Below are 12,277 nucleotides of genomic sequence, written 5' to 3' on the forward strand. Positions count from 1 at the left end.
ATGATACAAGCAGTCTTTGAGAGAGCCGAAGATGGCGAGCTGAGGAGTGCGGAAATTACTGGACACGCCGAGAGTGGCGAATACGGCTTAGATGTCGTGTGTGCATCGGTTTCTACGCTTGCCATTAACTTTATCAATTCTATTGAGAAATTTGCAGGCTATGAACCAATCCTAGAATTAAACGAAGATGAAGGTGGCTATCTTATGGTTGAAATTCCAAAAGATCTTCCTTCACACCAGAGAGAAATGACCCAGTTATTCTTTGAATCATTTTTCTTAGGTATGGCAAACTTATCGGAGAACTCTTCTGAGTTCGTCCAAACCAGAGTTATCACAGAAAACTAACACGGAGGAAAACATTATGTTAAAAATGACTCTTAACAACTTGCAACTTTTCGCCCACAAAAAAGGTGGAGGTTCTACATCAAACGGACGTGATTCACAAGCGAAACGTCTTGGAGCTAAAGCAGCTGACGGACAAACTGTAACAGGTGGATCAATCCTTTACCGTCAACGTGGTACACACATCTACCCAGGTGTAAACGTTGGACGTGGTGGAGACGATACTTTGTTCGCTAAAGTTGAAGGCGTAGTACGCTTTGAACGTAAAGGACGCGATAAAAAGCAGGTTTCTGTTTACCCAATCGCTAAATAAAAAGGTCCAGTGAACCTTTTTATCCCGAGCCTTGAATGTAAAGGCGAGGAAGCTAGAAGTAGCATTAAATAAGGCTTTCCGAGTTTTTGGAGAGCCTGTTTTTTTGTTTTGCTACCCATGATTTTTTCTTTCTTAGTGTAGATGAATTTTATGAGTGACATTATTTTTCTTCGATGGAAAACTTCTAAAATATGGTATAATGAAAAGATAAAGAAGTTGGGGGTAGAAGATGAACATTCAACAATTACGCTATGTTGTGGCTATTGCCAATAGCGGTACTTTCCGTGAAGCTGCTGAAAAGATGTATGTTAGTCAGCCGAGTCTGTCCATTTCTGTTCGTGATTTGGAAAAAGAATTGGGATTTAAGATTTTCCGTCGGACTAGCTCAGGGACTTTCTTGACTCGTCGTGGTATGGAATTCTATGAAAAAGCGCAAGAATTGGTTAAAGGATTTGATATTTTTCAAAATCAGTATGCCAATCATGAAGAAGAAAAGGATGAATTTTCCATTGCTAGTCAGCACTATGACTTTTTGCCACCAACCATTACGGCCTTTTCAGAGCGCTATCCTGACTATAAGAATTTCCGAATCTTTGAATCAACTACTGTTCAAATTTTAGATGAAGTAGCTCAGGGACATAGTGAGATTGGGATTATCTACCTCAACAATCAAAATAAAAAGGGGATTATGCAACGGGTTGAAAAGTTAGGCCTGGAGGTCATTGAATTGATTCCATTCCATACCCACATTTATCTTCGCGAGGGGCATCCTTTAGCTCAGAAAGAGGAATTGATCATGGAGGATTTAGCGGATCTACCAACAGTTCGTTTTACCCAAGAGAAAGACGAGTACCTTTATTATTCGGAGAATTTTGTCGATACTAGTGCTAGCTCACAGATGTTTAATGTGACAGACCGCGCTACCTTGAATGGTATTTTAGAGCGGACGGACGCTTATGCGACAGGGTCTGGATTTTTAGATAGTGACAGTGTCAATGGCATTACAGTTATTCGTCTCAAGGATAATTTAGATAACCGCATGGTTTATGTCAAACGTGAGGAAGTGGAACTCAGTCAAGCTGGGACTCTCTTCGTAGAAGTCATGCAAGAATATTTTAATCAAAAGAGGAAATCATGAAAAAAAGAGGAATAGTGGCAGTCATTGTACTGCTTTTGATTGGGCTGGATCAGTTGGTAAAATCCTATATCGTCCAGCAGATTCCACTGGGTGAAGTGCGCTCTTGGATTCCCAATTTCGTTAGCTTGACCTACCTGCAAAATCGAGGGGCAGCCTTTTCTATCTTACAAGATCAGCAGTTGTTATTTGCTGTCATTACTCTGGTTGTCGTGGTAGGTGCCATCTGGTATCTACATAAACACATGGAGGACTCAATCTGGATGGTGATTGGCTTAACCTTAATCATCGCTGGAGGTCTTGGAAACTTTATTGACAGAATCAGTCAGGGCTTTGTTGTGGATATGTTTCATGTGGACTTTATCAATTTTGCAATTTTCAATGTGGCAGATAGCTATCTGACTGTTGGAGTGATTATTTTATTGATTGCAATGTTAAAAGAGGAAATAAATGGAAATTAAAATTGAAACTGGTGGCCTGCGTTTAGATAAGGCTTTGTCGGATTTGACAGAATTATCACGCAGTCTCGCGAATGAACAAATTAAATCAGGTCAGGTCTTGGTCAATGGCCAAGTCAAGAAAGCTAAATACACTGTCCAAGAGGGCGATATCGTCACTTACCATGTGCCAGAACCAGAGGTTTTAGAGTATGTGGCTGAGAATCTTCCACTAGAAATCATCTACCAAGATGAGGATGTGGCTGTCGTTAACAAACCTCAGGGGATGGTTGTGCATCCGAGTGCTGGTCATATTAGTGGAACTCTGGTAAATGCCCTTATGTATCATATTAAGGACTTGTCGGGTATCAATGGGGTTCTGCGTCCAGGAATTGTTCACCGTATTGATAAAGATACGTCAGGCCTTCTCATGATTGCTAAAAATGATGAGGCGCATATAGCGCTTGCCCAAGAACTCAAGGATAAAAAGTCTCTCCGCAAATATTGGGCGATTGTTCATGGAAATCTGCCTAATGATCGCGGTGTGATTGAAGCGCCGATTGGCCGTAGTGAAAAAGATCGTAAGAAACAGGCTGTGACTGCTAAAGGGAAGCCTGCAGTGACCCGTTTCCACGTCTTGGAACGTTTTGGTGATTACAGCTTGGTAGAGTTGCAGCTAGAGACAGGACGCACTCATCAAATCCGTGTCCACATGGCTTATATCGGCCATCCAGTCGCTGGGGATGAAGTCTATGGCCCTCGCAAGACTCTGAAAGGGCATGGGCAATTTCTTCATGCCAAGACTTTAGGATTTACTCATCCGAGAACAGGTGAGACCATGGAATTTTCAGCAGATATTCCAGAGATTTTTAAGGAAACCTTGGAGAAATTGAGAAAGAATTAGACGTGATAAAAGGTTGAGGTGACTTGTCTCGACCTTTTTCCTATCAACTCTTTTCTATTTCCTGCTATTCATGTTATAATGGATAAATATGAAGAATCGGAGTGAGACTATGAAATACAAACGGATTGTCTTTAAGGTAGGGACTTCTTCTCTGACGAATGAGGATGGAAGTTTATCACGTAGTAAGGTAAAGGCTATTACCCAGCAGTTGGCTATGTTGCACGAGGATGGTCATGAATTGATTTTGGTGTCGTCAGGTGCCATTGCGGCTGGTTTTGGAGCCTTAGGATTTAAAAAACGTCCGACTAAGATTGCTGATAAACAGGCTTCAGCAGCGGTAGGGCAAGGCCTTTTGTTGGAAGAATACACGACCAATCTTCTCTTGCGCCAAATCGTTTCTGCACAAATCTTGCTGACCCAGGATGACTTTGTGGATAAGCGCCGTTATAAAAATGCCCATCAGGCTTTGTCAGTTCTACTTAGTCGTGGTGCAATTCCCATCATCAACGAGAATGATAGTGTCGTCATTGATGAGCTCAAGGTCGGGGACAATGACACTCTAAGTGCCCAAGTAGCGGCTATGGTCCAAGCAGACCTTTTGGTTCTCTTGACAGATGTGGACGGTCTCTATACAGGAAATCCTCATTCAGATCCAAGAGCCAAACGCTTGGAGAAAATCGAGACCATCAATCGTGAGATTATTGATATGGCCGGTGGAGCAGGTTCTTCAAACGGAACTGGGGGCATGTTAACCAAAATCAAAGCAGCGACTATTGCGACGGAATCAGGAGTTCCTGTTTATATCTGCTCATCTTTGAAGACAGATGCCATGATTGAAGCAGCTGAGGAGACCAAGGATGGTTCCTACTTTGTTGCTCAAGAGAAGGGACTTCGTACCCAGAAACAATGGCTGGCCTTTTATGCTCAGAGTCAAGGTTCTATTTGGGTTGATAAAGGGGCTGCTGAAGCTCTCTCTCAACATGGAAAGAGTCTTCTATTATCTGGTGTTGTTAATGCAGAAGGCGCCTTTTCTTACGGTGATATCGTGACAGTATTTGACAAGGAAAGTGGAAAATCACTTGGAAAAGGACGCGTGCAATTTGGAGCATCTGCTTTGGAGGATATGTTGCGTTCTAACAAAGCCAAGGGTGTCCTGATTCACCGTGATGACTGGATTTCCATTACTCCTGAAATCCAATTACTCTTTACAGAATTTTAGAGGTGAATTATGGTAAGTACACAAGAACAATTTGAACAGGTACAGGCTGTAAAAAAGTCGATCAATACAGCTAGTGAAGAAGTGAAAAACCAAGCCTTGCTAGCCATGGCTGATCACTTATTAGCAGCTACTGAGGAAATTTTAGCAGCCAATGCCCTTGATATGGAATCTGCTAAGGGTAAAATCTCAGATGTGATGCTGGATCGTCTTTATTTGGATGCAAGTCGTATAGAAGCGATGGCAACTGGTATTCGTGAAGTGGTTGCTTTACCAGATCCAATCGGTGAAGTTTTAGAAACCAATCATCTTGAAAATGGCTTGGTTATCACCAAGAAACGGGTGGCTATGGGGGTTATTGGTATTATCTACGAAAGTCGTCCAAATGTGACGTCTGATGCGGCTGCTTTGGCTCTCAAGAGTGGGAATGCGGTCGTTCTTCGTAGTGGGAAGGATGCCTATCAAACAGCTCATGCTATTGTCACGGCCTTGAAAAATGGCTTGGAGACGACTACCATTCATCCAGATGTGATTCAACTAGTTGAAGATACTAGCCGAGAAAGTAGCTATGCTATGATGAAGGCTAAAGGATATCTAGACCTTCTTATTCCTCGTGGAGGAGCTGGTTTGATCAATGCAGTTGTTGAAAATGCTATTGTACCTGTTATCGAGACCGGGACAGGGATTGTCCATGTTTATGTTGATAAGGATGCAGATGAAGACAAGGCTCTGTCTATCATCAATAATGCTAAAACAAGTCGTCCTTCTGTTTGTAATGCTATGGAGGTTCTACTTGTTCATGAAGACAAGGCAGCAATCTTCCTTCCTCGCTTGGAGCAAGTACTGGTTGCAGATCGAAAAGAAGCTGGTCTGGAACCAATTCAATTCCGCTTGGATGAGAAAGCAAGTCAGTTTGTTTCAGGTCAAGCAGCTGAGGCCCAAGACTTTGACACTGAGTTTTTAGACTATGTCCTAGCTGTTAAGGTTGTGAGCAGTTTAGAAGAAGCAGTTGAGCATATTGAAACCCACAGTACCCATCATTCGGATGCCATTGTGACGGAAAATGCTGAAGCTACAGCTTACTTTACAGATCAAGTGGATTCTGCAGCTGTCTATGTCAATGCCTCAACTCGTTTCACAGATGGAGGCCAATTTGGTCTTGGATGTGAAATGGGGATTTCAACTCAGAAACTGCATGCGCGTGGTCCAATGGGATTGAAAGAGTTGACTAGCTACAAGTATGTGGTTACTGGTGATGGGCAGATAAGGGAGTAAGAGATGAAGATTGGATTTATCGGTTTGGGGAATATGGGTGCTAGCTTGGCCAAGGCTGTCTTGCAGATCAAGACAGGTGATCAAATTCTCCTTGCCAATCGAAGCCAAGCCAAGGTGGATGTTTTCATTGCTGACTTTGGCGGTCAAGCTTCTAGCAATGAAGAAATTTTTGCAGAAGCAGATGTGATTTTTCTAGGAGTAAAGCCTGCACAGTTCTCAGACTTGCTTTCTCAATATCAGACTATCCTTGAAAAACGAGAAAGTCTTCTTTTGATTTCTATGGCAGCTGGATTGACCTTGGAAAAACTGGCTAGTCTTCTTCCAAGTCAGCACAGAATTATTCGTATGATGCCAAATACCCCTGCTTCTATTGGTCAAGGAGTGATTAGTTATGCCTTGTCTCCTAATTGCAGGGCTGAGGACAGTGAGCTCTTTTGTCAGATTTTAACCAAGGCTGGCCTCTTGGTTGAACTTTGGGAAGGCTTAATCGACGCAGCGACAGGTCTTGCAGGTTGTGGGCCAGCCTTTGTCTATCTTTTTATCGAGGCCTTGGCAGATGCAGGTGTTCAGACGGGATTACCACGAGAAACGGCAATGAAAATGGCGGCTCAAACTGTGGTAGGAGCTGGACAATTGGTCCTAGAAACCCAAGAGCATCCTGGGGTCTTGAAAGATCAAGTTTGTAGCCCAGGAGGTTCGACTATTGCTGGTGTAGCAAGCCTAGAAGCGCATGCTTTCCGAGGAACAGTCATGGATGCAGTTCATCAAGCCTACAAACGAACACAAGAACTAGGTAAATAAGAGGTGGCTTTGACTGCCTCTTTTATGGTGGTTGATACTCTTCGAAAATCTCTTCAAACTGCGTCAGCTTCACCTTGCCGTACTCAGGTACAGCCTGCGGCTAGCTTCTTAGTTTGCTCTTTGATTTTCATTGAGTATGAAATGAGAAGACAAAAAGATTGTCACAAACCCCTATTTTTTTGATAGAATAGAAGTAGTAAAAAAGAAATGAGTTAGACATGTCAAAAGGATTTTTAGTCTCTCTTGAGGGACCAGAGGGAGCAGGCAAGACCAGTGTTTTAGAGGCTCTGCTCCCAATTTTAGAGGAAAAAGGGGTAGAGGTGCTGACAACCCGTGAACCTGGCGGAGTCTTGATTGGGGAGAAGATTCGGGAAGTAATTTTGGATCCAAGTCATACTCAGATGGATCCTAAAACGGAACTCCTTCTCTATATCGCCAGTCGCAGACAGCACTTGGTGGAAAAAGTTCTCCCTGCCCTTGAAGCTGGCAAGTTGGTCATTATGGACCGCTTCATCGATAGTTCTCTTGCCTATCAGGGATTTGGTCGTGGCTTGGATATTGACGCCATTGATTGGCTCAATCAGTTTGCGACAGATGGACTTAAACCCGATTTGACACTCTATTTTGACATCGAGGTGGAAGAAGGACTGGCTCGAATTGCTGCTAATAGCAATCGTGAGGTCAATCGTTTGGACTTGGAAGGGTTGGACTTGCATAAAAAAGTTCGTAAAGGCTATCTTTCTCTTCTGGATAAAGAAGGAAATCGCATTGTCAAGATTGATGCTAGTCTCCCTTTAGAGCAAGTTGTGGAAACTACCAAGGATATCTTGTTTGAGAGAATGGGCTTGATTAAATGAAACAAGATCAACTAAAGGCTTGGCAACCAGATCAGTTTGACCGCTTTGTCCGTGTCCTAGAACAAGACCAGCTCAATCATGCCTACCTCTTTTCAGGTTTCTTTGGAAGCTTGGAAATGGCTCAATTTTTAGCTAAGAGCCTCTTTTGTACAGATAAAGTAGGTGTTTTACCATGTGAGAAATGTCGAAATTGCAAGCTGATTGAACAGGGAGAGTTTCCCGATGTCACCTTGATTAAGCCAGTCAATCAGGTCATTAAGACAGAACGGATTCGGGAATTGGTGGGGCAGTTTTCTCAAGCAGGGATTGAAAGCCAACAACAGGTCTTTATTATCGAGCAAGCTGAGAAAATGCATCCTAATGCAGCCAATTCTCTGCTCAAGGTCATCGAAGAACCGCAGAGTGAGGTTTATATTTTCTTCTTGACAAGCGATGAAGAAAAGATTTTACCGACCATCCGAAGTCGGACCCAGATTTTCCACTTTAAAAAGCAAGAAGAAAAGCTCATCTTGCTCTTAGAACAAATGGGGTTGGTTAAGAAAAAAGCGACTTTTTTAGCTCAGTTTAGTCAATCGCAAGCAGAAGCAGAAAAGTTGGTTAATCAGGCAAGTTTTTGGACATTGGTCGATGAAAGTGAACGCCTGCTGACTTGGTTAGTAGCTAAGAAAAAAGAAAGTTATTTGCAAGTTGCCAAACTAGCTAGCTTGGCAGATGATAAGGAAAAACAAGATCAGGTTTTACGGATTCTTGAAGTTCTCTGTGGACAAGATATACTACAAGCAAGAGTTCGGGTAATTCTACAAGATTTGCTAGAAGCTAGAAAAATGTGGCAGGCTAATGTCAGCTTTCAAAATGCCATGGAATATCTGGCTTTGAAAGAAATATAAACTCAAAAATGAATGATAAAGAAAGGAAAGGGCTGTTTTATGGACAAAAAAGAATTATTTGACGCGCTGGACGATTTTTCCCAACAGTTACTAGTAACCTTGGCCGATGTGGAAGCCATCAAGAAAAATCTCAAGAGCCTGGTAGAGGAAAATACAGCTCTTCGTTTGGAAAATAGTAAGTTGCGCGAACGCTTGGGTGAGGTGGAAGCAGACGCTCCTGTCAAGGCCAAGCATGTTCGTGAAAGTGTCCGTCGAATTTATAAAGATGGTTTTCACGTATGTAATGATTTTTATGGACAACGTCGAGAGCAGGACGAGGAATGTATGTTCTGTGACGAGTTGTTGTACAGGGAGTAGGCATGCAGATTCAAAAAAGTTTTAAGGGGCAGTCTCCCTATGGCAAGCTGTATCTAGTGGCAACGCCGATTGGCAATCTAGATGATATGACATTTCGAGCTATTCAGACCTTGAAAGAAGTGGACTGGATTGCTGCTGAGGACACGCGCAATACAGGTCTATTGCTCAAGTATTTTGACATTTCTACCAAGCAAATCAGTTTTCATGAGCACAATGCCAAGGAAAAAATTCCTGATTTGATTGGTTTCCTGAAAGCAGGACAAAGCATTGCTCAGGTATCCGACGCGGGTTTGCCTAGCATATCAGACCCTGGTCATGATTTGGTCAAGGTAGCTATTGAGGAAGAGATTGCAGTTGTCACAGTTCCGGGTGCCTCTGCAGGAATTTCTGCTTTAATTGCCAGTGGTTTAGCGCCACAGCCACATATCTTTTACGGCTTTTTACCGAGAAAATCAGGCCAGCAAAAGCAATTTTTCGACTCGAAAAAAGATTATCCTGAAACTCAGATTTTCTATGAATCTCCCCATCGTGTTGCAGATACGTTAGAAAATATGCTAGAAGTCTATGGTGACCGCTCGGTCGTTTTGGTTAGGGAATTGACCAAAATCTATGAAGAATACCAAAGAGGTACCATTTCTGAATTGCTGGAAAGCATAGCTGAAACGCCACTCAAGGGCGAATGCCTTCTCATCGTTGAAGGTGCCAGTCAGGATGTGGAGGAAAAAGACGAGGAGGACTTGTTCTTAGAAATCCAAGCCCGCATCCAGCAAGGTATGAAGAAAAATCAAGCCATTAAGGAAGTTGCGAAATACTACCAGTGGAATAAAAGTCAACTCTACGCAGCCTACCACGACTGGGAAGAAAATCAAGAAAATGACTAAACAGGGAAGTTTGCCTTCTTCCCTTTTTTTGTTATACTAGTAGAAGAAAAAATAGAAAGATTTGTGGGTGTTAAACAAGCCAGTGCCTTGTTTTGATATGAACTTAGGTTCCACCCAAAGAGGTATTAGTGTCGTGTCTCAATCTTATATCAATGTTATCGGTGCTGGTTTGGCAGGGTCAGAAGCAGCCTACCAAATCGCAGAACGTGGTATTCCAGTTAAACTTTATGAAATGCGTGGTGTCAAGTCAACACCTCAGCACAAAACAGACAATTTTGCAGAGTTGGTTTGTTCCAATTCTCTTCGTGGGGATGCTTTGACAAATGCAGTGGGTCTCCTCAAGGAAGAAATGCGTCGCTTGGGTTCTGTTATCTTGGAATCTGCTGAGGCTACACGTGTTCCTGCAGGTGGTGCCCTTGCGGTTGACCGCGATGGTTTCTCCCAAATGGTAACCGAAAAAGTTGCCAACCACCCCTTGATTGAAGTGGTTCGTGATGAAATTACAGAATTGCCGACAGATGTTATTACAGTTGTGGCGACTGGTCCCTTGACCAGTGATGCTTTGGCTGAAAAGATTCATGCCCTTAATGACGGCGATGGTTTCTATTTCTACGATGCGGCAGCGCCTATTATCGATGTCAACACCATTGATATGAGCAAGGTTTATCTCAAGTCTCGTTATGACAAGGGAGAGGCGGCCTACCTCAATGCCCCTATGACTAAACAAGAGTTTATGGATTTTCATGAAGCCTTGGTCAATGCGGAGGAAGCACCGCTCAATTCTTTTGAAAAAGAAAAATACTTTGAAGGATGTATGCCTATCGAAGTCATGGCCAAACGTGGCATTAAAACCATGCTTTATGGTCCGATGAAGCCAGTCGGACTTGAGTATCCAGACGACTACACAGGACCTCGTGATGGCGAATTCAAAACACCTTACGCGGTTGTCCAACTTCGTCAGGACAATGCGGCTGGTAGCCTCTACAATATCGTCGGTTTCCAGACCCACCTCAAATGGGGAGAACAAAAGCGTGTTTTCCAAATGATTCCAGGTCTTGAAAATGCTGAGTTTGTTCGCTATGGTGTCATGCACCGCAATTCTTACATGGATTCACCAAATCTTCTTGAACAGACCTATCGTTCTAAGAAGCAACCAAATCTCTTCTTTGCTGGTCAGATGACGGGTGTGGAAGGCTATGTTGAATCAGCAGCATCAGGCTTAGTTGCGGGGATTAACGCGGCTCGACTCTTTAAGGGTGAAAGTGAAGCAATCTTCCCAGAGACAACAGCGATTGGAAGTCTAGCTCATTACATCACTCATGCGGACAGCAAACATTTCCAACCAATGAATGTCAACTTCGGAATTATAAAGGAGTTGGAAGGCGAGCGTATCCGTGATAAGAAGGCTCGTTATGAAAAAATTGCAGAGCGTGCCCTTAACGATTTAGAGGAATTTTTAACTGTCTAATTTTTTTGAAAGAATTGCTCATGATACTATAAAAATCTTAGAAATTGTGATAAAATAGGTAGGATAAAAAAAGGAGAGTGAAAATGGCGAATCCCAAGTATAAACGTATTTTAATCAAGTTATCAGGTGAAGCCCTTGCCGGTGAACGTGGCGTAGGGATTGATATCCAAACAGTTCAAACAATCGCAAAAGAGATTCAAGAAGTTCATAGCTTAGGTATCGAAATTGCCCTTGTTATTGGTGGAGGAAATCTCTGGCGTGGAGAACCTGCTGCAGAAGCAGGAATGGATCGCGTTCAGGCAGATTACACAGGAATGCTTGGGACTGTTATGAATGCTCTTGTAATGGCCGATTCATTGCAACAAGTTGGTGTTGATACGCGTGTACAAACAGCGATTGCCATGCAACAAGTGGCAGAGCCTTATGTCCGTGGACGTGCCCTTCGTCACCTTGAAAAAGGCCGTATCGTTATCTTTGGTGCTGGAATTGGTTCACCTTACTTCTCAACAGATACCACAGCGGCTCTTCGTGCAGCTGAAATCGAAGCAGATGCCATTCTTATGGCTAAAAACGGTGTCGATGGTGTTTACAATGCCGATCCTAAGAAAGACAAGACAGCCGTTAAGTTTGAAGAATTGACCCACCGTGACGTTATCAATAAAGGTCTTCGTATCATGGACTCAACAGCTTCAACCCTCTCAATGGATAACGACATTGACTTGGTTGTCTTCAACATGAACCAACCAGGCAACATCAAACGTGTCGTATTTGGTGAAAATATCGGAACAACAGTTTCAAACAATATCGAAGAAAAGGAATAAGAAAGATTATGGCTAACGCAATTATTGAAAAAGCTAAAGAGAGAATGACCCAGTCTCACCAATCACTTGCTCGTGAATTTGGTGGTATCCGTGCAGGTCGTGCCAATGCAAGTTTGCTGGACCGTGTACATGTAGAATACTATGGAGTAGAAACTCCTCTTAACCAAATCGCTTCCATTACGATTCCAGAAGCGCGTGTTTTATTGGTAACACCATTTGATAAGTCTTCATTGAAAGATATCGAACGTGCCTTGAACGCTTCTGATCTTGGTATCACACCAGCTAACGATGGTTCTGTGATTCGCTTGGTTATCCCAGCTCTTACAGAAGAAACTCGTCGTGACCTTGCTAAAGAAGTGAAGAAGGTCGGTGAGAATGCTAAAGTGGCTGTCCGCAATATCCGTCGCGATGCTATGGACGAAGCTAAGAAACAAGAAAAAGCAAAAGAAATCACTGAAGACGAATTGAAGACTCTTGAAAAAGACATTCAAAAAGTAACAGACGATGCTGTTAAACACATCGACGACATGACTGCCAACAAAGAGAAAGAACTTTTGGAAGTCTAAAAATAAAAAACAGAAAA

The 12,277-nt window shown here is 42.8% G+C and carries 15 protein-coding genes and 1 pseudogene; 15 read left to right on the top strand and 1 reads right to left on the bottom strand.

What is annotated here, in order from left to right:
• Together QM865_RS00285 and rpmA are read left to right on the top strand one after the other, a co-directional pair.
• Window positions 1–345, top strand: a complete 345-nt coding sequence (locus tag QM865_RS00285; protein ID WP_000613699.1) for a ribosomal-processing cysteine protease Prp — start codon at window positions 1–3, stop codon at window positions 343–345.
• A 16-nt stretch (window positions 346–361) separates the two neighbouring features.
• Entirely contained in the window at window positions 362–655 is a 294-nt protein-coding gene (gene rpmA, locus QM865_RS00290; protein ID WP_000916509.1) for a 50S ribosomal protein L27, read from the top strand.
• A gap of 165 nt (window positions 656–820) precedes the next feature.
• Here rpmA and QM865_RS00295 read toward each other — a convergent pair.
• Window positions 821–892, bottom strand: a pseudogene (locus tag QM865_RS00295) (AraC family transcriptional regulator); the annotation flags it as partial.
• Between QM865_RS00295 and QM865_RS00300 the strand changes: the two are divergent.
• The 13 genes from QM865_RS00300 (at window position 885) to frr (ending at window position 12,260) form a co-directional block, all read left to right on the top strand.
• Window positions 885–1,793, top strand: coding sequence for a LysR family transcriptional regulator (locus QM865_RS00300; protein WP_254753687.1), 909 nt, complete (start codon window positions 885–887; stop codon window positions 1,791–1,793). The pseudogene QM865_RS00295 and the gene QM865_RS00300 overlap by 8 nt on opposite strands.
• Window positions 1,790–2,251, top strand: a complete 462-nt coding sequence (gene lspA, locus QM865_RS00305; RefSeq protein ID WP_254753686.1) for a signal peptidase II — start codon at window positions 1,790–1,792, stop codon at window positions 2,249–2,251. Before QM865_RS00300 ends, lspA begins: the two co-directional genes overlap by 4 nt.
• Entirely contained in the window at window positions 2,241–3,131 is an 891-nt protein-coding gene (locus tag QM865_RS00310; protein ID WP_414305762.1) for an RluA family pseudouridine synthase, read from the top strand. Before lspA ends, QM865_RS00310 begins: the two co-directional genes overlap by 11 nt.
• Window positions 3,132–3,240: 109 nt before the next feature.
• Window positions 3,241–4,350, top strand: a complete 1,110-nt coding sequence (gene proB / locus QM865_RS00315) for a glutamate 5-kinase (protein ID WP_228111179.1) — start codon at window positions 3,241–3,243, stop codon at window positions 4,348–4,350.
• Between the two features lie 9 nt (window positions 4,351–4,359).
• Window positions 4,360–5,622, top strand: a complete 1,263-nt coding sequence (locus QM865_RS00320; protein ID WP_153193250.1) for a glutamate-5-semialdehyde dehydrogenase — start codon at window positions 4,360–4,362, stop codon at window positions 5,620–5,622.
• A gap of 3 nt (window positions 5,623–5,625) precedes the next feature.
• On the top strand, window positions 5,626–6,423 hold the full coding sequence (proC, locus tag QM865_RS00325) for a pyrroline-5-carboxylate reductase (protein ID WP_153193252.1): 798 nt from the start codon (window positions 5,626–5,628) through the stop codon (window positions 6,421–6,423).
• Between the two features lie 218 nt (window positions 6,424–6,641).
• Window positions 6,642–7,280 carry a dTMP kinase gene (gene tmk, locus QM865_RS00330; RefSeq protein ID WP_153193254.1) on the top strand — a complete coding sequence of 213 codons (639 nt, stop codon included), beginning with the start codon at window positions 6,642–6,644 and terminating at the stop codon, window positions 7,278–7,280.
• Complete coding sequence (locus QM865_RS00335; RefSeq protein WP_153193256.1) at window positions 7,277–8,167, top strand: DNA polymerase III subunit delta'; 891 nt, start codon at window positions 7,277–7,279, stop codon at window positions 8,165–8,167. The genes tmk and QM865_RS00335 overlap by 4 nt, the downstream gene beginning before the upstream one ends.
• Window positions 8,168–8,206: 39 nt before the next feature.
• Entirely contained in the window at window positions 8,207–8,524 is a 318-nt protein-coding gene (gene yabA / locus QM865_RS00340) for a DNA replication initiation control protein YabA (RefSeq protein ID WP_000358227.1), read from the top strand.
• A gap of 2 nt (window positions 8,525–8,526) precedes the next feature.
• Window positions 8,527–9,405: a 16S rRNA (cytidine(1402)-2'-O)-methyltransferase gene (gene rsmI, locus QM865_RS00345; RefSeq protein WP_153193259.1), complete on the top strand. Its 879-nt coding sequence runs from the start codon at window positions 8,527–8,529 to the stop codon at window positions 9,403–9,405.
• A gap of 133 nt (window positions 9,406–9,538) precedes the next feature.
• The gene (trmFO, locus tag QM865_RS00350; protein ID WP_000083708.1) at window positions 9,539–10,873 is read left to right on the top strand and encodes a methylenetetrahydrofolate--tRNA-(uracil(54)-C(5))-methyltransferase (FADH(2)-oxidizing) TrmFO; all 1,335 of its coding nucleotides are present in this window, start codon (window positions 9,539–9,541) and stop codon (window positions 10,871–10,873) included.
• Window positions 10,874–10,956: 83 nt separating this feature from the next.
• Window positions 10,957–11,694, top strand: coding sequence for a UMP kinase (gene pyrH / locus QM865_RS00355; RefSeq protein ID WP_000002996.1), 738 nt, complete (start codon window positions 10,957–10,959; stop codon window positions 11,692–11,694).
• Window positions 11,695–11,702: 8 nt separating this feature from the next.
• Complete coding sequence (gene frr / locus QM865_RS00360; RefSeq protein ID WP_001262225.1) at window positions 11,703–12,260, top strand: ribosome recycling factor; 558 nt, start codon at window positions 11,703–11,705, stop codon at window positions 12,258–12,260.
• The last annotated feature ends 17 nt before the right edge of the window (window positions 12,261–12,277 follow it).

It is taken from the genome of Streptococcus mitis (assembly GCF_047462815.1).
GTDB lineage: Bacteria > Bacillota > Bacilli > Lactobacillales > Streptococcaceae > Streptococcus > Streptococcus mitis_DO.